This window comes from Comamonas sp. GB3 AK4-5 (assembly GCF_041320665.1).
Classification (GTDB): domain Bacteria; phylum Pseudomonadota; class Gammaproteobacteria; order Burkholderiales; family Burkholderiaceae_C; genus Comamonas.
In genome coordinates, this window is record NZ_CP166730.1 from 1566714 (window position 1) to 1587661 (window position 20948).

General features: G+C 64.7%; 18 protein-coding genes and 1 pseudogene. 11 read left to right on the forward strand and 8 right to left on the reverse strand.

Going from position 1 to position 20948, the window contains the following annotated elements:
- Positions 1-152: 152 nt before the first annotated feature.
- Positions 153-977 (reverse strand): pyruvate, water dikinase regulatory protein, encoded by an 825-nt coding sequence (locus ACA027_RS06960; RefSeq protein ID WP_370681675.1) that lies wholly within the window; start codon positions 975-977, stop codon positions 153-155.
- 218 nt (positions 978-1195) lie between these two features.
- On the opposite strand from ACA027_RS06960, the gene ppsA reads away from it, so the two are divergent.
- The 3 genes from ppsA (at position 1196) to ACA027_RS06975 (ending at position 6009) form a co-directional block, all read left to right on the forward strand.
- The gene (gene ppsA, locus ACA027_RS06965) at positions 1196-3586 is read left to right on the forward strand and encodes a phosphoenolpyruvate synthase (RefSeq protein WP_370681676.1); all 2391 of its coding nucleotides are present in this window, start codon (positions 1196-1198) and stop codon (positions 3584-3586) included.
- Positions 3587-3611: 25 nt separating this feature from the next.
- On the forward strand, positions 3612-3938 hold the full coding sequence (locus ACA027_RS06970) for a DUF4212 domain-containing protein (protein WP_370681677.1): 327 nt from the start codon (positions 3612-3614) through the stop codon (positions 3936-3938).
- A 61-nt stretch (positions 3939-3999) separates the two neighbouring features.
- Positions 4000-6009: a VC_2705 family sodium/solute symporter gene (locus tag ACA027_RS06975; RefSeq protein ID WP_370682530.1), complete on the forward strand. Its 2010-nt coding sequence runs from the start codon at positions 4000-4002 to the stop codon at positions 6007-6009.
- 226 nt (positions 6010-6235) lie between these two features.
- On the opposite strand, the gene ACA027_RS06980 is transcribed toward ACA027_RS06975, so the two are convergent.
- Positions 6236-6589, reverse strand: a complete 354-nt coding sequence (locus ACA027_RS06980; protein ID WP_370681678.1) for an FKBP-type peptidyl-prolyl cis-trans isomerase — start codon at positions 6587-6589, stop codon at positions 6236-6238.
- A 115-nt stretch (positions 6590-6704) separates the two neighbouring features.
- Positions 6705-7010, reverse strand: a complete 306-nt coding sequence (locus ACA027_RS06985; protein WP_066539105.1) for a helix-turn-helix domain-containing protein — start codon at positions 7008-7010, stop codon at positions 6705-6707.
- 459 nt (positions 7011-7469) lie between these two features.
- On the opposite strand from ACA027_RS06985, the gene ACA027_RS06990 reads away from it, so the two are divergent.
- The 4 genes and pseudogenes from ACA027_RS06990 (at position 7470) to ACA027_RS07005 (ending at position 11716) form a co-directional block, all read left to right on the forward strand.
- Positions 7470-8687 carry a CaiB/BaiF CoA transferase family protein gene (locus ACA027_RS06990; RefSeq protein ID WP_370681679.1) on the forward strand — a complete coding sequence of 406 codons (1218 nt, stop codon included), beginning with the start codon at positions 7470-7472 and terminating at the stop codon, positions 8685-8687.
- A 65-nt stretch (positions 8688-8752) separates the two neighbouring features.
- Positions 8753-9697 (forward strand): site-specific tyrosine recombinase XerD, encoded by a 945-nt coding sequence (xerD, locus tag ACA027_RS06995; RefSeq protein ID WP_370681680.1) that lies wholly within the window; start codon positions 8753-8755, stop codon positions 9695-9697.
- 151 nt (positions 9698-9848) lie between these two features.
- Entirely contained in the window at positions 9849-10850 is a 1002-nt protein-coding gene (locus ACA027_RS07000) for a Bug family tripartite tricarboxylate transporter substrate binding protein (RefSeq protein ID WP_370681681.1), read from the forward strand.
- Positions 10851-10908: 58 nt separating this feature from the next.
- A pseudogene (locus tag ACA027_RS07005) lies at positions 10909-11716 on the forward strand (IS5 family transposase).
- Between the two features lie 128 nt (positions 11717-11844).
- Here the strand turns inward: ACA027_RS07005 and ACA027_RS07010 are convergent.
- The 3 genes from ACA027_RS07010 to ACA027_RS07020 all read right to left on the reverse strand — a co-directional run bounded on the left by ACA027_RS07010 (position 11845) and on the right by ACA027_RS07020 (position 15381).
- Complete coding sequence (locus ACA027_RS07010) at positions 11845-13140, reverse strand: EAL and HDOD domain-containing protein (protein WP_370681682.1); 1296 nt, start codon at positions 13138-13140, stop codon at positions 11845-11847.
- A 44-nt stretch (positions 13141-13184) separates the two neighbouring features.
- A complete protein-coding gene (locus ACA027_RS07015; protein WP_370681683.1) occupies positions 13185-14462 on the reverse strand; it encodes an EAL and HDOD domain-containing protein in 1278 nt (425 codons plus the stop codon).
- Positions 14463-14571: 109 nt separating this feature from the next.
- The gene (locus ACA027_RS07020; protein ID WP_370681684.1) at positions 14572-15381 is read right to left on the reverse strand and encodes a ferritin-like domain-containing protein; all 810 of its coding nucleotides are present in this window, start codon (positions 15379-15381) and stop codon (positions 14572-14574) included.
- 47 nt (positions 15382-15428) lie between these two features.
- On the opposite strand from ACA027_RS07020, the gene ACA027_RS07025 reads away from it, so the two are divergent.
- Complete coding sequence (locus ACA027_RS07025) at positions 15429-15953, forward strand: gamma carbonic anhydrase family protein (RefSeq protein ID WP_370681685.1); 525 nt, start codon at positions 15429-15431, stop codon at positions 15951-15953.
- 32 nt (positions 15954-15985) lie between these two features.
- Complete coding sequence (locus tag ACA027_RS07030; protein ID WP_370681686.1) at positions 15986-16981, forward strand: Hsp33 family molecular chaperone HslO; 996 nt, start codon at positions 15986-15988, stop codon at positions 16979-16981.
- Between the two features lie 181 nt (positions 16982-17162).
- Here ACA027_RS07030 and ACA027_RS07035 read toward each other — a convergent pair whose 3' ends face one another.
- Positions 17163-18371, reverse strand: coding sequence for a serine hydrolase domain-containing protein (locus ACA027_RS07035; RefSeq protein WP_370681687.1), 1209 nt, complete (start codon positions 18369-18371; stop codon positions 17163-17165).
- A 236-nt stretch (positions 18372-18607) separates the two neighbouring features.
- Positions 18608-19435, reverse strand: a complete 828-nt coding sequence (locus ACA027_RS07040) for a helix-turn-helix transcriptional regulator (RefSeq protein ID WP_370681688.1) — start codon at positions 19433-19435, stop codon at positions 18608-18610.
- A gap of 69 nt (positions 19436-19504) precedes the next feature.
- Between ACA027_RS07040 and ACA027_RS07045 the strand changes: the two genes are divergently transcribed.
- Entirely contained in the window at positions 19505-20263 is a 759-nt protein-coding gene (locus tag ACA027_RS07045) for an aspartate/glutamate racemase family protein (RefSeq protein WP_370681689.1), read from the forward strand.
- A gap of 20 nt (positions 20264-20283) precedes the next feature.
- Entirely contained in the window at positions 20284-20928 is a 645-nt protein-coding gene (locus tag ACA027_RS07050) for a DUF2625 domain-containing protein (RefSeq protein ID WP_370681690.1), read from the forward strand.
- Positions 20929-20948: the final 20 nt, after the last annotated feature.

Consider the following 20948-nt stretch of genomic DNA (forward strand, 5'->3'; position numbering starts at 1 on the left):
CGATTTCGCTCCAACCCGAAGGGCCAGTGGCTTTGCGGGCGGTCTACGGTGTTGCGAATCCTCGCAATAGCGCGGCTATTGCTGCGGTATCGCGCCTTGTATCCCATCCCGCAAAGACACTGGCGCGTCGCGAGGAGATCGTGAACACGCTCTCAGTAATGGCCCAGGCGCTCGGGCAGCACTTCCTGCAAGATGGTGGTGGCGATCTCTTCGATGGACTTGGTGGTGGTCGACAGCCACTTGATGCTGCTGCGGCGCATCATGGCCTCGGCCTCGGCCACTTCATGGCGGCAGTTTTCCAGGCTGGCGTATTTGGAGTCCGGGCGGCGTTCGTTGCGGATGGACGACAAACGGCTGGGGTCAATCGTCAGGCCAAACAGTTTTTTGCGCAGCGGCTCCAGCGCCGGGGGCAGCTGGCGACGGTCAAAGTCCTCGGGAATCAAGGGGTAGTTGCCCACTTTCAGGCCGAACTGCATGGCCAGGTACAGGCTGGTCGGGGTCTTGCCCGAGCGGCTCACGCCCACCAGGATCACATCGGCGCCGGCCAGGTCGCGGTTGCTCTGGCCGTCGTCATGGGCCAGGGTGTAGTTGATGGCCTCCATGCGGTCGAAGTATTCCTTGCTGTGGCTGACGTCCGAAAAGCGCCCCACACGGTGCATGGATTTTTCGCCCAGCTCGTCTTCCAGCGGCTGCACAAAGGTGCCGAACATGTCCAGCAGCATGCCTTTGCAGCCGTTTTTGATGATTTGCTGGACTTCGGGGTGCACCACGGTGGTGAAGACGATGGGCTTTTTGCCCTCCACATCACCGGCGTGGTTGATCTGGCGCACGGCCTGGTGGGCCTTGTCCGCCGAGTCCACAAAGGGAATGCGCACCAGGCGGGGCTTGACGTTGAACTGGGTCATCAAGGCCGAGCCAAAGGTCTCGGCGGTAATACCTGTGCCGTCCGAGACGACAAAAACGGTGCGCGTATGCATGGCAGTGCCCAATGTCAAAAAAACGAACAGCCCGCAGTCGACCTAGACTTTGTACGGCGAGCCTACAATGGCGCCCATTATTCCCAATTTCACCCCCACGTTCGCACAACACCAACATCCAGAACAGCAAAGTGTGTGCTGCCAGATGTGGGGGATTTGCTGCAGGGCTGCCGAGCAGGCCTGAGCGAATGAGCCGGTTTTTAACTTTGGAGCTTCCCATGTCTGAACGTTTTGAGGCGACCGCTCTGGTCGTTCCGTTCGAAAACCTGCGCATGAGCGACGTTGAAGTCGTCGGCGGCAAGAACGCATCGCTGGGTGAAATGATTTCCCAGCTGCCCCAGGGCGTGCGCGTGCCCACAGGTTTTGCCACCACGGCCCACGCTTTCCGCGACTTCCTGGCCCACGAAGGCCTGGCCGGCAAGATCTCCGCCAAGCTGGCGGCCCTGGATGTGGACGATGTTCGAGCCCTGGCCGCTGTCGGCGCCGAGATCCGCACCATGGTGGAGGCCCAGCCCTTCCCGGCCGATCTGGAAGCCGCCATCCGCGCCGCCTTCATCGAGCTGCAAGGCGGCAACGCCCAGGCCTCGTTTGCCGTGCGCTCCTCGGCCACGGCCGAAGACCTGCCCGACGCTTCGTTCGCAGGCCAGCAGGAAACCTTCCTCAACGTGGTGGGCATCGAAGACGTGCTGCACAAGATGAAGGAAGTGTTTGCCTCGCTGTACAACGACCGCGCCATCTCCTACCGCGTGCACAAGGGCTTTGAGCATGACGTGGTGGCCCTGTCCGCCGGCGTGCAGCGCATGGTGCGTTCCGACCTGGGCGCTGCCGGTGTGATGTTCACCATCGACACCGAATCGGGCTTTGAAGAAGTGGTCTTCATCACCTCCAGCTACGGCCTGGGTGAAACCGTGGTGCAGGGCGCCGTCAACCCTGACGAGTTCTATGTGCACAAGCCCATGCTCAAGGCCGGCAAGAAGGCCTTGATCCGTCGCAATCTGGGCTCCAAGCTGATCCAGATGGTGTTTGCCACGCCCGAGGAAAAGGCTGCCGACGGCAAGCTGGTCAAGACCACCGACGTGGCCCCCGAGCTGCGCAACCGCTATTCGCTGACCGATGCCGAAGTGCAGCAGCTGGCGCATTACGCGCTGGTGATCGAGCAGCACTATGGCCGCCCCATGGACATTGAATGGGGCAAGGACGGCACGGATGGCCAGATCTACATCCTGCAGGCGCGCCCCGAGACCGTGAAGAGCCAGGCCAAGGGCCAGGCCGAGATGCGCTACAAGCTCAAGGGCACCGGCCCCGTGCTGGCCGAAGGCCGCGCCATTGGCCAGAAGATCGGTACCGGCCCTGTGCGCCTGGTGTCCGACATCTCGCAGATGGACCAGGTCCAGGCGGGCGACGTGCTGGTGACCGACATGACCGACCCCAACTGGGAGCCGGTGATGAAGAAGGCCGCCGCCATCGTCACCAACCGCGGTGGCCGTACCTGCCACGCCGCCATCATTGCGCGCGAGCTGGGTATCCCTGCCGTGGTGGGCTGCGGTGATGCCACCGAGCTGCTCAAGGACGGCACCCTGGTGACCGTGTCCTGCGCCGAAGGCGATACCGGCAAGATCTACGACGGTCTGCTGGAAACCGAAGTCACCGAAGTCACCCGCGGCGAAATGCCCGCCATCAAGACCAAGATCATGATGAACGTGGGCAACCCCCAGCTGGCCTTTGACTTTGCCCAGCTGCCCAACGAAGGCGTGGGTCTGGCCCGCCTGGAATTCATCATCAACAACAACATCGGCGTGCATCCCAAGGCCATCCTGGACTACCCGGCCGTGGACTCCGACCTGAAGAAGGCCGTGGAATCCGTGGCCCGTGGCCATGCATCGCCCCGCGCCTTCTACGTGGACAAGGTCGCCGAAGGCGTGGCCACCATTGCGGCAGCCTTCTGGCCCAAGCCCGTGATCGTGCGCATGTCGGACTTCAAGTCCAACGAGTACCGCAAGCTCATCGGCGGCAGCCGCTACGAGCCCGAGGAAGAAAACCCCATGCTGGGCTTCCGTGGCGCAGCGCGCTACATCTCCAAGGACTTCGGCGAAGCCTTCCGCATGGAATGCGAAGCGCTCAAGCGCGTGCGTGAGGACATGGGCCTGACCAACGTCAAGATCATGATTCCTTTCGTGCGCACGCTGGGCCAGGCCAAGCGCGTGACCGAGCTGCTGGCCGAGAACGGCCTGAAGCGCGGCGACAACGGCCTGCAGCTGATCATGATGTGCGAAGTGCCTTCCAACGCCATCCTGGCCGACGAGTTCCTGGAGTACTTCGACGGCTTCTCCATCGGTTCCAACGACCTGACCCAGCTGACCCTGGGCCTGGACCGTGACTCCGGTCTGGAGCTGCTGGCTGCCGACTTCGACGAGCGCGATCCCGCCGTCAAGAAGATGCTGGAGCGCTCCATCTCCGCCTGCCTCGCACAGAACAAGTACGTGGGCATCTGCGGCCAGGGCCCGTCGGATCATCCCGACTTCGCCCAATGGCTGTCCGATCAGGGTATTTCCTCCATCTCGCTGAATCCTGACAGCGTGGTGGCCACCTGGCAGCGCCTGGCAGGCTAAGGCAGCCGACGGCAGCGGACGCCCCATGCACCGGATTGAACTTCCACATGAGGCGTCTGCGGCAGACGGGGTGACGTTTCCCCCCGATCTGCACGACACCCACCACCTCTGGCTGAAAGCAGTCTTGCTGACAGTCTGGGTGGTGGTGTCATTTGGGGCCTGCTTTTTTGCGCGCGATCTGCAGGCCTGGGGGCAAGGCTGGCCTCTGGCTTACTGGATGGCCGCCCAAGGGGCAGTCCTGATATTCATGCTGCTGGTTGTCATTTACTGTGTAGCCATGGATCAGTTTGAACGCAACGACACTGCGCGCCGCCGCAGTGCCCAGGCGGCGCACCATGGCCGGCCCGAGTAACGCCCCCAGCAGCAGCGCCCTCTCTCCCACCTCCCCACGTTACCTCTGGCGCCTGCACCGCATGCTGGCGCTGTATGTGCTGGGGGTGCTGGCGTTTCTGGCCGCCATGGTCTGGGCCGAGCAGCAAGGCCTGGCGCGCCATTGGATAGGCCCCATTTTTCTGTTCCTGACGGTGATGATGTATGCGGGCATTGGGGTCTACGCCCGCACCAGCAACCCCGAGGACTATTACGTGGCCGGGCGGCGCATTCCGCCCATGTACAACGGAATGGCAGCGGCGGCGGACTGGATGAGTGCCGCCTCCTTCATCAGCCTGTCTGGTGCGCTGTATCTGCAGGGCTTTGGCGGCACGCCGGGGCAGCCCGGCGGCCTGGCCTATCTGCTGGGCTGGACCGGGGGCTTTTGCCTGGTGGCCATGCTGGTGGCGCCTTATCTGCGCGCCATGAAGCTCTACACCGTGCCGGATTTTTTCCAGGTGCGCTTTGGCGGACGCTGGCCACGCATCATTGCGGCGCTGGCCACGGTCATGTGCTCCTTCACCTATGTGGTGGCGCAGATTTATGGCGTGGGCCTGATTGCCTCGCGCCTGACGGGGGTGCAGTTCGAGATCGGCATCATGCTGGGCCTGGGCGGCGTGCTGCTGTGCTCTTTTCTGGGGGGCATGCGGGCCATCACCTGGACGCAGGTGGCCCAGTATGTGGTGATCCTGCTGGCCTTTTTGATCCCCGTCTCCTGGCTGGCTTACAAGCAGCTGGGAAACCCCGTGGCGGCCATGGCCTATGGCGGGCAGCTGACCAAGATTGCCAGCCTGGAAGAGGGCTTGCTGGATTCCGTGGCCGAGCAGGAGGTGCAGGACGCCTACCGCCACCGCGCCGAAATCATCCAGTACAAGCTGAATATGCTGCCCCAGTCGCTGGAGCAGGAGCGCATGGCGCTGGCCGAACATATCCGCAGCCTGCGCACCGAGGGCGGCGATGTGGGCCAGCTGGTGACGGCCAGCCGTGAATATGCCGATCTGCCGCGTGATGCCGATGCGGCCAGGCTGCGCTGGCAGCATGAAATGGCAGAGAGCCTGGAGCGCTCCAAACCCATGGGAGGGCTGCCGCACCACAGCCAGCCCTTTGCGGGCGACCCGGACGGCACGCCGGCCCAGCAGGCCGAGTACCGGGATGCCCGCATCAATTTTCTGGCACTGATGTTCTGCCTGATGGTGGGCACGGCCGGGCTGCCGCATCTGCTCACGCGCTATTACACGGCGCCTTCGGTGTCGGGGGCGCGCACCTCGGTGGCCTGGACGCTGTTCTTCATCGGCCTGCTGTACCTGACGGCGCCGGCCCTGGCGGCCCTGGTGAAGTACGAGGTGCTGAACAACCTGGTGGGGGTGCGCTTTGACGAGCTGCCCAACTGGATGGGCCAGTGGGCCAGGGTGGACCCGGCCCTGTTGTCGGTGGAGGACATGAATGGCGATGGCCGGGTGCAGTTTGGTGAAATCCGCCTGGGCGCCGATCTGATCATGCTGGCCACGCCCGAGATTGCGGGCCTGCCCTTTGTGGTCTCGGGCCTGGTGGCGGCCGGTGGGCTGGCGGCCGCGCTGTCCACGGCCGATGGCCTGCTGCTGGCCATCAGCAATGCCCTGGTGCGGGACCTGTACTTTCATGCCCGCCCTGGCCGGGTGACGCCGGAGCAGCGGGTGATTTTGTCCAAGTTCGCGCTGCTGGCCGTGGCGCTGGCCGCAGCCTTTGTGGCCGGGCGGCGCTCCTCGGACATCCTGCCCATGGTCACGGCCTCGTTCTCGCTGGCCGCCTCGGCCTTTGTGCCGGTGATGGTGATGGGCATCTTCTGGCGCGGCACCACCCGCCAGGGCGCGTTGGCCGGCATGCTGGGCGGGTTGGCGGTGACGCTGTACTACATGCTCTCGCATGCGCCTTTGGTGCAGGCCTGGCTGCCGCATGTGCTGCTGGCCGATGGCTTGTGGTTTGGCATTCAGCCGGTGTCGGCGGCGGTGTTTGGGGTGCCGGCCGGCGTGTTGCTGACCTGGGCCGTCAGTCTCTTCACCCGTCCGAGGAGATAGCTTCTCGAGGGGATAGCTCTTGGGATGTGCTTTTTGCTGAGGCGCCCACACAGCGCCTCATGCTTTGTTGCTGGCCCTTGCCGTATCTCGATACTGTCTGCGGGCCAGCGTCGCGCCTGATGGCTGCATGGCGCCGGACCGCTCCGGCTGCCCTGTCGCCTATTGGCCTATCGATGCAGCAATGAAAAAGGCGCCCTGAGGCGCCTTGGTGCATGGGTCGCTGGGCTTAGATGGCCAGCAGCTCCACGTCGAACTTCAGCGTGGCGTTGGGGGGGATCACGCCGCCGGCGCCACGGGCGCCATAGCCCAGCTCGGCGGGGATGATCAGGGTGCGCTGGCCGCCCACCTTCATGCCTTGCACGCCTTCGTCCCAACCACGGATCACCATGCCGGCGCCCAGGGGGAAGACGAAGGGGTCGTTGCGGTCCTTGCTGGAGTCGAACTTGGCGCCTTGCACGCCGTCCTGGTAGAGCCAGCCGGTGTAGTGCACGGTCACGTTCTTGCCGCGGGCGGCTTCGGCGCCTTCGCCCACGACGGTGTCTTCATATTGCAGGCCGGAGGCGGTGGTGGTCAGGGCCATTGGGAGTCCTTGAAAGTCATCAACAAAACAATCAGGCCTGCGGGCATGCCCGGGGCCTGATGGTGGTCCGGTCCGCGCCAAAATCAGCGCGGCCGATGGGGTCAAGCGCTAAAGCTTACTTCTTGGCGCGTGCTGCCGCCCAGCGCGTGGCAAAAGCCTGTACGTCGCTGAGGCGTTTGAGCAGGTCATGGCCCTGGGTGGTGACGGTGTAGCCGTCGCTGCCATGCTCCAGCAGGCCGCACTCGCGCAGCTCCTTGATGCGGGTGTTCAGCGTATTGGGGGTGATACCGCCCACGCTGTCTTGCAGCAAACGGAAAGTCTGGGGGTGCCCGTCGCGCAGCGCCCACAGCACACGCAGTGCGTAGCGGCACTCCAGCTTTTCAAAAAGCTGGTTGATGGCGGCGTTTTCCTTGGAGCTCATGGACGCTTCTCCTTGCGCATGTCGTTGATGAGGTAAAGGGCCTTGGGCGGCCCTCTGTCAAGTCGGAATGAATATAGCGTGGATCGCATTCTGCTACAAGTTTGGTAGCTCGAGAGGTAGAGCATTCATGCAAACAGTGCAGAAAACAGGCAAAAAAGCCGCAAGTGTTGCAAGTGGGCCACGCCCCAGCTGACGGTGTAGAGACTGGAAACACGCTCTTGGGAATGCGGCAGCTTCCCAAATGGTGGGGCCAGGTGAGGAGCATGACCATGGGGGCTTTCTACAATGGGCCGCAGATACAAGCCCTGAACCGCCTCGCCCCTTCTCCCTCCGGGGGCGGCGGCCCCGCTGAAGGGCGGCCTCGCTTGCTGTTCCTGGCCTTGGTGTGCGCCGCTTGCATGCGCTGCTGCACTGCTGCACTGCTGCACAGCGTGTGGGGCCAGCGCTCTGGATACTGATATGACTGACTCTTCTGCCTCCACCCCCGCCGCCAAGTCTTTGCCTCTGCAAGGCATTCGCGTGGTGGAGTTTTCCCATATGGTGATGGGCCCGTCCTGCGGCATGGTGCTGGCCGATCTGGGCGCTGAGGTCATCAAGGTGGAGCCCCTGGAGGGCGATCGCACGCGCCACCTGCTGGGCGCGGGTGCGGGCTTTTTCTCCATGTTCAACCGCAACAAGCAGAGCATTGCCATCGACCTGCGCAGCGCCCAGGGCCTGCAGGTGGCGATTCGCCTGGCAGCATCGGCCGATGTGGTGCTGCAGAACTTCAAACCCGGCGTGATGCAGAAATACGGCCTGGACTACACCACGCTGCGCCAGCTCAACCCCGGTCTGGTCTATGTCAACCACACCGGCTTCCTGCCCGGTCCTTACGAGCGCCGCACCGCCCTGGACGAGGTGGTGCAGATGATGGGAGGCCTGGCCTATATGACGGGGCGCCCGGGCGATCCGCTGCGCGCCGGCAGCAGCGTGAACGACATCATGGGCGGCATGTTCGGCGCCATCGGTGCCATGGCCGCCTTGATGCAGCGTGCCCAGACCGGCAAGGGCCAGGAGGTCGATGCGGCCCTGTTCGAGAACAATGTCTTCCTGGTGGGCCAGCACATGATGCAGTACGCCGTCACCGGCCAGGCCGCAGCGCCCATGCCCGAGCGCATCTCGTCCTGGGCCATGTACGACGTGTTCACCGCCCGCGATGGCGAACAGATTTTTCTGGCTGCCGTCAGCGATGCGCAGTGGCGCGTGTTCTGCGATGCCATGGGCTATGAGGACCTGAAGAACGATGCCCAGCTGCAGAGCAACAACGACCGCGTGCGTGCCCGGCCCACGTTGATGCCGCTGCTGCGCCAGCGGCTGGCCCAGCACAAGGCCGCCGAGCTGGCCGCCATCTTTGAGCAGCACCAGCTGCCATTTGCCCCCATCTCCCGGCCGGAGCAGCTGTTTGACGACCCACACCTCAACGCCACCGGCGGCCTGGCCGAAGTGGTGCTGCCCGATGGCGAGCGTGCCGGCCAGACCGCGCGCACCACGCTGCTGCCGCTGCGCATGGATGGCCAGCGCCTGGCCGTGCGCCACAACCCGCCCACGGTGGGCCAGCACACGGCCGCGTTGCTGCAGGGCCTGGGCTACGACGAGGTCGAGATTGCCCAGCTGCGGGCAGACGCTGCGGTGGCTTGATACCCCCTTTTGAGCCGCTCCCCGTAGCCCGGCGGGACGCGGCCGGCAGGCGCGACAATCAGCCCATGGACGCAACACCGAACCCAGCGCCAAGCGAGCCGAATGCACTGAGCGAGGCCAGTCAATCGGCCGTAGACGCCTTTATCGAGGCCCTGTGGCTGGAAGACGGCCTGGCCGACAACAGCCTGCAGGCCTACCGCCGCGATCTGACGCAGTACCTGCGCTGGCTGCAGCAAGTGCATGCCGCGGTGGAGCTGGATGCCACGCAGGAGGCCCATCTCCAGGGCTATCTGGCCCACCGCATGGACCAGCGCAGCAAGGCCACTTCCGCCAACCGTAGTTTGAGCGTGCTGCGCCGCTATTTTCAGTGGGCGCTGCGCGAGGGCCGCATCCATCAGGATCCGGTGGTGCGCTTGCAGCCCGCCAAGAAGCCGCCGCGTGTGCCGCACACGCTGACGGCCGAGCAGGTGGAGCGCCTGCTGAAGGCGACCGATCTGGGCAATCCGCTGGGCCTGCGCGATCGCGCCATGCTGGAGTTGATGTATGCCAGCGGCCTGCGTGTGAGCGAGCTGGTGGAGTTGCCGCTGTTTCAGGTCGACCTGCGCGCCGGTGTGCTGCGGGTCATGGGCAAGGGCAGCAAGGAGCGGCTGGTGCCTTTTGGCCAGGAGGCCCAGCATTGGATGGAGCAGTATCTGCAGCAGGCCCGCGCCGAGTTGCTGGGCGGGCAGCACAGCGATGCCCTGTTTGTCACCCGGCGCGGCAGCGGCATGACGCGGGTGATGTTCTGGACCCTGGTGAAGAAATACGCCGCCATTGCCGGCATCACGGCGCCGCTGTCCCCCCACACGCTGCGCCATGCCTTTGCCACGCATTTGCTCAACCATGGCGCCGATCTGCGCGTGGTGCAGATGCTGCTGGGCCATGCGGATATTTCCACCACCACCATCTACACCCATGTGGCGCGCGAACGCTTGAGGCAGTTGCACGCCCAGCACCATCCGCGCGGTTAGGCATGGGTATCGCTGCGCATGAAGTGTGTGTGCGGCCGCTGTCGAATTGCCGCTTGAACCGATGTCAAATCGGCGAAGCACTGGAGGCGGCGCCAGGGACATCGCGGCTGCGGAAAAATCGGCGCATCGATATTCCTGTGTGCATAGGTTCATGACTGATTTTTCGCGCCGCCAATGGCTGGCTTGTGCCCTGGCGACAGCCTTGCCCGCTGCTGCTTCCCTGTCTGCGCAGGCTGCCCATGTGGCCGACGGTGCCTGGCCCAGCCGCCCGATTCGCATGGTGGTGTCCTACCCCGCAGGAGGGGTCAGCGACAACGTGGCGCGAGCGCTGGGCGACAAGCTCTCGGCCCAGCTGGGCCAGGCCGTGGTGATTGAGAACAAGGCCGGTGCCGGCGGCGCCATTGGCCTGGACCAGGTGGCCAAGTCCCCGGCCGATGGCTATACGCTGGGCTTTTCCTCCATCAGTCCGCTGGCGCTGAGCCCACACCTGGGCAAGATGGCTTTTGACCCGCACAAGGACATCACGCCCGTGGTCAGCGTCATGTATTCGCCGGTGCTGATTCTGGGCACCAAGGCCAACAAGGCCGGCAGCTTTGCGGCGCTGCTGGCGCAGTCGCGCAAGGATCCGGGCAGCGTGCGCTGGGCCACGGCCGGTCTGGCTTCGCTGGGCCATATCGTGCTGGAGCAACTGCGCCTGCAGGCCAAGGTCTATATCACCCATGTGCCTTACAAGGGCGGCGGTCAGCAGCTCAACGATGCTCTGGGTGGGCAGTATGAAATCCTGTCCACCAATGCCAGTCCCACGGTGATGCCGCATATTCAAAACGGCAGTCTCACACCGCTGGCGGTGGGGGCGCCCAAGCGTCTGGAGTCATTGCCCAAGGTGCCCACTCTGGCCGAGCTGGGCTACCCCGCAGCCAACAGCAGCTCGCTGTTCGGCATTTTTGCACCGGCGGGCACGCCCAGGCATGTGCTGGATCGCTTGAATGCCGAAGTCAACAAGGCCCTGGCCGAGCCAGATATCCAGCAGCGCCTGAAGGCCAGCGACAACGTGGCCACCGGTGGCAGTGCGGCCGCGTTTGCCCAGCAGATTGCGACCGAGTCGGCCGGGAACGCCAAGATCATCCAGACCTCGGGCATGGCCTTGGAGTAAGAGTGGCTAACACCACTTCTCCAGAGGGCCTCGCAGAGCGGTTATGCTCGCTGCCCTCATGGCACGACGACCCGTAAGCAAAGAACTGTGGCGACAGCTACAACCCCTGATCCCAGCCTTCGTGCCTTCTGCCAAAGGCGGTGCGCGCAAACTCGCAATCAGCGATGAAGCTGCCCTCAACGGCATCTTGCTCGTGCTGCAAACAGGCATTCCATGGGAAGACCTTCCCCAATCCCTGGGCTACGGCAGCGGCATGACTTGCTGGCGGCGCCTGCGCGACTGGAACGCCGCTGGTGTCTGGGAGCAGCTGCACCAAGCCATGCTGACTCGCTTGCGTGAACATGACCAAATCGATTGGAGCCGGGCCAGCATTGATGGCTCCTCGGTACCAAGCCCCCGGGGGGCCAGGAAACGGGCCCAAACCCCACGGACAGAGGCAACTCGGCTCCAAGCGACACATCGTTGTAGACGCCAGAGGCATCCCGCTGGTGATCTTGGTCAGCGGCGCGAACCGGCACGACTCCAAGATGTTCGAGAGGTGCGTGGACGCGATTCCTGCGATTGCTGGCCTGCCAGGACGTCCCCGTAGAAGACCGGCAAAGCTGCACGCCGACAAAGGCTACGACTTCAAGCGATGCCGAGCCCACCTGAGGCAGCGGGGCATCATGGGCCGAATTGCCAGACGAGGCATTGAGAGCAGCGAGCGGCTGGGCAAACATCGGTGGGTGGTGGAGAGGACGCACAGCTGGTTTGCAGGCTTTGGCAAGCTGCGAATCCGCTTTGAACGACGGCTGGATATCCACGAAGCGCTGCTGAAATTGGCGGCAGCGATCATCTGCGCGCGCTTCGTGGATCGGTGGTGTTAGCCACTCTAAACCGGCCGGCCATGGCCATGGCCATGGCCATGGCCATGGCCATGGCGGCTCAGCCCTGAAGCTGCGGTTTTGAGAGCTGTCGAAGCGCTTGTGGTCTGCGCTCGGTGCGGTTTTGATTGCTATTTAGTCTTGGGTGATTCGGGTGCTGCGGCCAAGGCCTCGGCCCAGGCCAGCGCCTGCAAATGGGCCCAGTTGACCTGGTGGTTGGACAGCTGCAGCACATGGGCCGAGTGGGCAAACCCCTGGTCATCCCCCTGTTCACAGGCCAGGGTCAGCGCCAGAAAAGGGGCCAGCACCCCGCTGCGGTGCAGCAGGGCATCGCGCACGGGCTGGGGCAGCGAGACGGACTCCAGGGCCTGGGTCATGGGCAGGTTCAGCATGCTGTCCAGCAGCGAGAACACGCCCACCACAAAGGCATGCTCGGCCTCTTCGGGCGGCAGCAGCTCCCGGGCCAGCAACTCCATCAAGCGGCCGCGCACCACGGCTGTGTGGCCCACGGCTGGTACCGGGCAATCGGCGCTGGCCGTGGTCAGCAGCAGGGCTGCCCAGCGAAACAGCTTTTTCAGACCCAGAATCACCACGGCATGGCGAAACGAGGTGATCTCGCAGGACAGGCCAAAACCCGAGCTGTTGATAAAGCGCAGCAGGTGGTAGGACAGCGTGGGATCGCGCTTGAGCAGGGCCTCGATCTCCCCGATTTCGGCCTGTTTGCGCACCAGGTCAATCAGCTGCAGCACCGTGGTCTGTCCCGGGCGCATGGTCTTGGTGTGCACCACATCGGGCTGGGCAAACCAAAAGCCCTGGAACAATGTGACGCCCAGGGCCTGCATGAACTCGAACTGGGCCTGGGTCTCCACCTTCTCGGCCACGATGTCGGCGCGTGTGTGCTGGCGGGCGAACCTCACCAGGGCTTCGGCCTGGCCTGCAGCAACCTGGCGCATGTCCAGCTTGATGAAGGCCGCCATCGGCAGCCAGCCCACATGGCTGCGACGCAGCAGGCTTTGGTCAAAGGCCAGGCGAAAACCGCGTGCGCGCAACTGCGCAAAAGTGGTGAGCTGGGCCGCCACCTGTTCGGGCGTGGCCGCATCGCCCAGCGTGGGAATCTCCAGCACCACTTTGTCCGGGTGGATCAGCTCCAGATGCCCGCTGGCCAGGCTGGCCAGGGTGCAGTTGATGAAGACGGTCTTGTGGCCGACCAGGGCTTTTGCGCCGGCATAGGACAGGGCGTTGACCAGCAGGGCCGCATCGCTGGCGGCGGTGTGGGCATGGGCGGGGGTGGAGCGGTCAAACAGCTCGTAGCCAAAGACTTCGCGTTGGGCGTTGACGATGGGCTGGCGCGCAATGATGGCGGTGCTTGCATCCCGCGGGTCGCCGGGCTGCGGTGCTGGGGCGGTGTGGTGGCTGGGCTCGGGCATGGCGATGGTGGCAGAGCCACCCTCGCAGACAGCGCGGGGCGTGCTCAGGTCGCCAGATTGTCCATCCAGGCCAGCGCTTGCAAGTGCGCGTGGTTGATTTGCGCATCGCTGAGCCGTGACAAAGTGGCCGAGCGGTGGTGCAGATGCTGGCTGCGGTCCTCACAGGCCTGGACCAGGGTCAGCAGCTCGCCCAGCACGCCTTCGCGGCGCAGCAGGGCGGCGCTCACGGCATCGGGCACCTGCACCAGCTGCAAGGCCTTGGGCATGGGGATGTGCAGCATCATGTCCAGCAGCGAGAACACGCCCACGACAAAGGCCTGGTCGGCCTCTTCCTCGCCCAGCAGCTCCAGGGCCAGCAGCTCCATCAGCCGGCCGCGCACCACGGCGGTCTGCCCCACGGAAGAGGGCAGATCACCAAACTTGGAGGCCATCAGCAGCAGGGCAGCCCAGCGGAAGAGCTTTTTCAGGCCCAGCAGCAGCACGGCCTGGCGGAAGGAGGTGATCTCGCGCGCCAGCGCCAGGCCGGCGGAGTTGATCAACCGCATCAGATTGAAGGACAGGCCCGCGTCCTTTTTCAGCACCTCCTCGATCGCTTCGGGCTTGGCCTGCTGGCGCAGCAGATTGATCAGCTGGATGGTGTAGCCCTGGGCGGGCGCCAGCATGCGGGCCTGTACCGGGGCCGGCCGTGCAAACGGAAAGCCCTGGAAGTAGCGAATGCCCAGCGACTGCAGCATGGCGTGCTGCTGGGCACTGTCCACCCGTTCCGCCACGATTTGCGCCGGCGTGTGGCGCTGGGCATAGCCGACCAGAACGGCCAGCTGGCCGTCGCGCAGCACACCCAGGTCCAGCTTGATGTAGTCAGCCAGCTGCAGCCAGGCGGCATAGGCCGACTCCAGCACGGTGTGGGTAAAGGCCAGGCGAAAGCCCCGCAGGCGCAAGGCCCGCAAGATGGGCAGGCGGGCCTGCACCTCGCTGGTGGCGGCCGAGCCCAGCGAGGCCACTTCCAGCACCACGCGCTCGGGGCTGACCAGCTCCAGCTGGCCGCTGGCCATGCTTTCGTGGGAGCATTTGACGAAGAGGGGGCGGAAATTGACCGGGTCTTCGCCGCCGGTATGGGCCAGGGCCGCAAAGATCAGGCTGACATCCTGGGGGGCGCTGTGCGCGGCCGGGCTGCGGGAGCGGCTGAACAGCTCATAAGCCACCACATCGCCTGCCTGGTTCACGATGGCCTGGCGCGCAATCATGGCGCCCGAACGGGGCACCTCAGCAGCGGGAGGCGGGGCAGCAGCAGACGGGGGCTCGAAAGACGGCGGCGGGCTCATGAAGACAGGGTCTCTGCCGCAGCGAGGCGGCAAAGACAGAGGGGAAGCAAACGCCGGGCATCATGCAGCACATGTGCCGCTCTTGTCGATGCTTTGCGTCAAAACCTTGCTACATCACCTGCTGTAGCCATTCCAGCTCGGCCTGGGTAAAGCCGGCCTGCAGACGGGCTGCGGTGTTGAAGGGCGGGCGCAGGCGCGGGGCCTCGTAGCGCGCCGTCAGCTCCAGGTACAGCGCCTCGGGGTCCAGCCCCTGCTGCTGGCACAGCCAGCGGTACCAGTGGTTGCCTATGGCCACATGGCCGACTTCCTCGCGCAAGATGATGTCCAGAATGTCCACGGCCGCCAGGGCATCGACGGCCTTGGTATTGCGCAGCTTGAGCTGGATCTGCGGCGTGGCGTCCAGGCCGCGCGCCTCCAGCGTGCGCGGCACCAGGGCCATGCGGGCGGTGATGTCGTCGGCGGTCTTCTCGCACATGGTCCACAGCCCTTGGTGGGCCGGGTGGTCGCCATAGTCCTGGCCGTGGTGCTGGCGCAGGTGGTCGCGCAGCAGCAGAAAATGTTTGCCTTCTTCGGCCGCTACCTGCAGCCAGTCGCGGTAATAGGGCTCGGGCATGCCGGCAAAACGCCACACAGCATCCAGCGCCAGGTTGATGGCGTTGAACTCGATATGGGCAATGGCATGGATCAGCACGGCCCGGCCTTCGGCTGTGCCCGGGGCGCGGCGGGCCACCTCGGTGTGGTGGCGCAGCGGGGGGCGTTCCGGGCGGCCGGGCAGCGCGGCCGGGTCCATGGCCGGCAGCTGTGCATCGGCTGCTATGGAATACAGAGCTTGCTGCGCATGTAGATCAAGCGCTGCAAGGGCTTTTTGTTCGGGGTCCGTGAGGCGCAAGACCTCCAAGGCACGGTGGCGTAGCTCCATCTTTACAATTTTAGGTTCCACAACAAAACCAATGGAGACAGTCCCCCATGGCAATTTACGAACTTGACGGCGTGGCGCCAGTGATTCCCGCATCGGCCTGGGTGGCCGACAGCGCCGAGGTGATGGGCCGGGTTGAATTGGGCGAAGACGCCAGCATATGGTTCGGAGTCGTGGTCCGTGGCGACACAGACCACATCACCATAGGCGCCGGCAGCAACATCCAGGACGCCAGCGTGCTGCATGCCGATTTCGGCGCGCCGCTGACCATTGGGGCCAACGTCACCGTGGGCCACCAGGTGATGCTGCATGGCTGCACCATTGGTGATGAATCCCTGATCGGCATTGGCGCCGTGGTGCTCAATGGGGCGAAAATCGGCAAGAACTGCCTGGTGGGCGCGGGTTCGCTGGTCACCGAGGGCAAGGAGTTTCCCGATGGCTCCATGATTTTGGGCAGCCCCGCCAAGGTGGTGCGCCAGCTGAGCCCGGAACAGATCGAAGGCCTGCGCCAAAGCGCACGCCACTATGTACTGAATGCGCAGCGCTTCAAAAGCGGCTTGCGCAAGCTCGGCTGAACTGCCGGGCTTTTTTTGAGAAATGAGACAGCGTGTCTGAACTGCATAAATTCCTTTTCGACGGCCAGCCGGTGCGCGGCATGATCGTGCGCCTGACCGATGCTTGGCAGGAAATCCTGAGCCGCCGTGCCAGCAACACCGAAACAGGCCCCTACGCCACGCCCGTGCGCGAGCTGCTGGGCGAGATGGCGGCCGCCGGCGTGCTGATGCAGTCCAACATCAAGTTCAACGGCGCGCTGGTGTTGCAGGTCATGGGGGACGGCCCGGTCAAGCTGGCCGTGGCCGATGTGAACTCCGACCTCACGCTGCGCGCCACCGCCAGCGTGCAAGCTGCCGTGGCGGATGGCGACGGCCTGCCCGAGCTGGTGAACCTGCAGGGCGGTGGCCGCTGCGCCATCACACTGGACCCCAAGGACCGCCGCCCCGGCCAGCAGCCCTACCAGGGTGTGGTGCCGCTGCAGGACGCCGACGGCAAGAAGTTCGCCCGCCTGCAGGACGCGCTGCAGTTCTACATGCTGCAGTCCGAGCAGCTGGAGACCACCATCGTGCTGGCTGCCAACGACCAGGTGGCCGCCGGCCTGATGATCCAGCGCATGCCGGTCAAGGGCGAGGCCAATCTGGCCGGCGCCACCGAAAGCGACGCCCAGGGCGATGACCGCAACGGCTTCAACGAAGACTACAACCGCATCGCCCACCTGGCCGCCAGCCTGACGCGTGACGAGCTCTTGAGCCTGGATGTGGAGACCATCCTGCACCGCCTGTTCTGGGAGGAAAAGCTGCTGCGTTTTGCCCCCCAGCAGGACGAGGAAACCGGCCCCCGCTTTGCCTGCACCTGCAGCCGCGAACGCGTGCAGAACATGCTGCGCTCGCTGGGCCAGGAAGAGGTGGACAGCATCGTGGCCGAACGCAGCCATGTGGAAGTGGGCTGCGACTACTGCGGCCAGCAATACCATTTCGACGCCATCGACGCGGCCCGCCTCTTTGCCGACGCGGCCACGCAGCCGCCAGCGTCCAGCGTGGTGCAGTAAAGCCGTTCTTGCGGCTGCGCTCGCGCGACCAGGCCTTGCTGCGGCAAGGCCTTTTTGTTGGGGAGCGGGTTGCGGAGCGGGGGAGTGCCAGGCCCAAAGCGGTCACGGCAAAGCCGGCTGACGCTGGCGGCTGGGCCCCGTCATGCGAAGTCCGGGGCAGCAGTGGCCACCGGCGCATCCGTCATCGGGCCGGCAGCGCTCCTTCTGCGTCGATGGCTTTTTGCACCTCGCGGTAGAAGCTTTCACGCGCTGCGGTGGCCTCCGGGTCTCGCGCCCCGCCGGCCCAGCTGGCGTTGGAGACGATCACCAGTTTGCGTTGGGGGTCGATAAAAATGCCCTGGCCAAAAATGCCGCGGGCCGTGTAGCTGCCATCGTCATAGGTCCACCACTGGTAACCGTAGCCGCGCCCAGGGAGGCCGATCTCGGTGCGCTTGGTGCTCGCCTCGGCCCACCAGCCATCGGGCACGATGCTCTGGCCGTTGACCTTGGCGCCATTCAGTATGAACAGGCCCAGGCGGGCATAGTCGCGTGGCGAGGCCTGCACGCAGCACCCGCCAATCTCCTTGCCGGTTTTGCTCACAATCCACGTGGCCTGCTGCTCCATGCCCGCAGGGCCCCAGACCTTCTCGGCCAGATAGGTGGCCAAAGGCTTTTGGGTGGCCTGCTGCACCAGCGTACCCACCAGATTGGTCTCGCCCGTGCTGTACAGCCAGCGGGTGCCGGCCGGTGCTTCGCGCGGAAGTTTGCGCATATAGCTCACCAGGGCTTCCATGCCTTTTTCCGGCTGGTGGTTGTTGAACTTGGCCACGTCCGAGTTGGGATCGGCGTAGTCTTCATTCCACTTCACGCCGGAGGTCATGGTCAGCAGCTGCCGCACGCTCACCTCGTCGTAGGCCGAGCCCTTGAGCTCGGGAATGTAGATGCTCACCTTGTCGTCCAGGCTCTTGATGAAGCCATCCTTCACCGCAGCACCCACCAGCGTGGAGGTGAACGACTTGGCGACGGAAAAGCTGGTCCAGCGCCCCGTGCCATCAAAGCCCAGGCCATAGCGCTCCAGTCGCAGCTTGCCGTCATGCACCACCAGCAGCGCGGCACTGCGCTGGCCCGCCATATAGGCATCCACATCGCTCTTGAGCTTGAGCGGCGCGCCTGGGGGCAAGGGGGAGACGGTGCCACTGGCCGGCACCACATGGGACTTGGCGAGCAGGGGGATGCGGTCCAACGCGCGAAAGGCGGCGTCGCGTTGCGGCTGCGTCCAGAACAGCACATCGCGATTGGTCGGTACCGTAGCCAAAAGCCCCCGCGTCTCCTTGTCCAGGCTGAACCAGCCGCCCACGGCGGCAGCACCCACAATGGTCAGAGTGCCCAGCATCCGTTTTTTCAAAGACAAGTCCGTCTCCTTATCGTTGGGGGAATCCACCATCCAGGGCATGGGCGGCGCGGTACACCACGCTCGCTGCCTATCGTCTGCACAGATGCAAGCAACGCTGGCAGGCCGGCTCCCGGCCGCATTCACACGTCATTTGCGCCAGTGTGGATGCTTTCATGGGGTAAATCGATAGGGGGTATCTCGCCTTTGCGACGGATCGGTCCTGAGATCGTGAACACACTCTTACGCAATGGCTGCTATGGTTTTTTGAGTGCCAAGGGCCTGTCTTGCAGGGGCTGAATACGCTGCAGCTGTCGGTATTGCATGGGCGTCAGCCCCAGCAGCTTGCGAAAGGCTGCGCCCATGTGCGATTGGTGGGCAAAGCCGCAGTCCAGGGCAATGTCGGCCAGGCTGGCATGGCCTGCGCGCAAGGCCGCACGCGCCGACTGCATGCGGGTTTCGACGATGAAGGCATGGGGTGTCATACCCACCTGCCGGGTGAAGCCGCGCAGCAATTGCAGCGGCTGCAAGCTCTCAGCCCCTGCCAGATCGGCAAGGGTGAGGGGCTGGTCGAATTCGGCATGGATGCGGTCCAGCACACGCCGGTAGCAGGCCTGCTGGACTGGATTGGAGATGCGTGTGGGGGGGATGGGGCCAGCCAAAAATTCCCATGCCGCTTCTTCCACGGCGAGCCGGTCTGGCTCGGCTGCCAGCAGGGCGTGGCGCAGGCGCTGTGATGCCGCCAGTGCCTTGGCCTGGCCCGTCCAGGAGTGGCGGCGCTGCGGCATGCCGGCGTTGGACAGTACATCGTCCGAGGCCCAGCGTAGCACCAGGTACTCGCCGCCCACGGCCGATTCGGAAAAGACATCGACACCGGGTGGTGTGTACGACAGCGTACCGGGCCAGGTGTCAAAGTCTTGGCGGCGGTCAGAGCCAATGGCATGCACGCCGCGCTGGCGCTCCAGCGCGATACCCAGCGCGTGCATGCGCGCAGGGTCGCTGCCGCTGTAGGCCTTGCGCGCCAGCAGTTCCACCTGAATCAGCTGATCAGGCGCAGGGGCTTGTAAACAGGGCGAATCGCGCATGGAAAGGGCGGCAGGGCGAGGTGAAATTTCATGATAGACCATGGGCGCCACTCCCAGGACACTGGCGGCATGACAGCACACACCACATTGCTTCCGGACATTCCCCGCGTCATCGGCCTGGTGGGCGGGATGAGCTGGGAATCCAGCGCCCTCTACTATCAGCAGATCAACCAGGAGGTGCGCCGCCGCCTGGGCCCGCTGCGCTCGGCCAGGCTGTTGATGTACAGCGTGGATTTTGGCGCCATTGAGCTGGCCCAGCGCGAAGGCCGTTGGGACGATGCGGCTGCCATCCTGGCAGATGCCGCACAGCGCCTGCACCGTGGCGGCGCCGATGGGCTGGTGCTGTGTACCAACACCATGCACAAGGTGGCCGCGGCGATGGAGCAGGCCGTGCCCATTCCACTGCTGCATATTGCCGACCCCGTGGGCCGTGCTGCGCAAGCCATGGGTGCGAGCGCGATTGGCCTGCTGGGCACGCGCTTCACCATGGAGCAGCCTTTTTTGCGCGAACGCCTGGAGCAGCAATGGGGGCTGCAGGTGCTGGTGCCCGATGCCGAGGAGCGCAGCGAGGTGCATCGCATCATTTATGACGAGCTGTGCGCCGGCGTCATTGATGCGGGCTCGCGCCAACGCTACCAGGCCATCATTCAGCACCTGGCCGCACGCGGCGCGCAGGCCGTGGTGCTGGGCTGCACGGAGATCACGCTGCTGATCCAGCCCACCGACAGCGCATTGCCCGTGCTGGACAGCACCAGACTGCATGCGCTGGCGGCCGTGGACTTTGCCTTGGATGGATCCGCCGCAATGCCAGAATGCAGCCCTTGTTAGCACCGTCATAAGGGAAATCGATGCGAACACTGGACGCGCTGCTGGATGCGCATGATCCGGCTTTGCCACTGATCAAAGCCTGGGCCCAAGACGCCCGCGTCCCCGTGGAGCTACTGCCCCCTTCGGCAGAGCGGGACGCCGTGCTGCTGGCGCTCCAGGTAACCACTCGCTCCCCGCTGGGGGCGCTGGCGCATGGCACTGGCGGCATCCTGGTCGATGGCGGCTGGCTGCGCATGCTGGGCTCGGGCCATCCCCGGCTCACCCGCCAGCTGCATGGTTGGAACCAGGGGCGCAGCCATGGATTCTTGTTGATTGCGGATGATGCCGTGGGTGGCTTTTTTGCCATCAATGGCGGTGGTTTGGGTGAGGATCTGGGCAAGGTCCACTACCTCGCGCCGGACACCTTGGCCTGGGAGTCGTTGGAGATAGGTCACACGGCTTTTGTGCAATGGGCTTTCAGCGATGGGCTGGGCGACTTCTACCGCGATCTGCGCTGGGAGGGGTGGCAGCGCGATGTGGCGGCCCTGGATGGCGACAGCTGTTTCAGCTTTTATCCCTTTCTGTTCACCGCACAGGGCGCGGTGCAGACCAGTGCACGCAAGCCCGTACCCGTGGCGGAGCACTATGCCTTCGTGCAGCAAGTAGGGGGCGAAGACCTGCCGTGACTCGCTGGCCAGTTGCTGGC

What these genes read in the sequence shown, in the direction of transcription:
- ACA027_RS06960 (WP_370681675.1), bottom strand. Translation starts at nt 977, where the DNA reads ATGCATACGCGCACCGTTTTTGTCGTCTCGGACGGCACAGGTATTACC.
- ACA027_RS07025 (WP_370681685.1), top strand. Translation starts at nt 15,429, where the DNA reads ATGGCAATTTACGAACTTGACGGCGTGGCGCCAGTGATTCCCGCATCG.
- ACA027_RS07000 (WP_370681681.1), top strand. Translation starts at nt 9,849, where the DNA reads ATGACTGATTTTTCGCGCCGCCAATGGCTGGCTTGTGCCCTGGCGACA.
- ACA027_RS06990 (WP_370681679.1), top strand. Translation starts at nt 7,470, where the DNA reads ATGACTGACTCTTCTGCCTCCACCCCCGCCGCCAAGTCTTTGCCTCTG.
- ACA027_RS07020 (WP_370681684.1), bottom strand. Translation starts at nt 15,381, where the DNA reads ATGGAGCTACGCCACCGTGCCTTGGAGGTCTTGCGCCTCACGGACCCC.
- ACA027_RS07015 (WP_370681683.1), bottom strand. Translation starts at nt 14,462, where the DNA reads ATGAGCCCGCCGCCGTCTTTCGAGCCCCCGTCTGCTGCTGCCCCGCCT.
- ACA027_RS06970 (WP_370681677.1), top strand. Translation starts at nt 3,612, where the DNA reads ATGCACCGGATTGAACTTCCACATGAGGCGTCTGCGGCAGACGGGGTG.
- ACA027_RS06980 (WP_370681678.1), bottom strand. Translation starts at nt 6,589, where the DNA reads ATGGCCCTGACCACCACCGCCTCCGGCCTGCAATATGAAGACACCGTC.
- ppsA (WP_370681676.1), top strand. Translation starts at nt 1,196, where the DNA reads ATGTCTGAACGTTTTGAGGCGACCGCTCTGGTCGTTCCGTTCGAAAAC.
- ACA027_RS07040 (WP_370681688.1), bottom strand. Translation starts at nt 19,435, where the DNA reads ATGCGCGATTCGCCCTGTTTACAAGCCCCTGCGCCTGATCAGCTGATT.
- ACA027_RS06985 (WP_066539105.1), bottom strand. Translation starts at nt 7,010, where the DNA reads ATGAGCTCCAAGGAAAACGCCGCCATCAACCAGCTTTTTGAAAAGCTG.
- ACA027_RS07045 (WP_370681689.1), top strand. Translation starts at nt 19,505, where the DNA reads ATGACAGCACACACCACATTGCTTCCGGACATTCCCCGCGTCATCGGC.
- ACA027_RS06975 (WP_370682530.1), top strand. Translation starts at nt 4,000, where the DNA reads ATGCTGGCGCTGTATGTGCTGGGGGTGCTGGCGTTTCTGGCCGCCATG.
- xerD (WP_370681680.1), top strand. Translation starts at nt 8,753, where the DNA reads ATGGACGCAACACCGAACCCAGCGCCAAGCGAGCCGAATGCACTGAGC.
- ACA027_RS07050 (WP_370681690.1), top strand. Translation starts at nt 20,284, where the DNA reads ATGCGAACACTGGACGCGCTGCTGGATGCGCATGATCCGGCTTTGCCA.
- ACA027_RS07010 (WP_370681682.1), bottom strand. Translation starts at nt 13,140, where the DNA reads ATGCCCGAGCCCAGCCACCACACCGCCCCAGCACCGCAGCCCGGCGAC.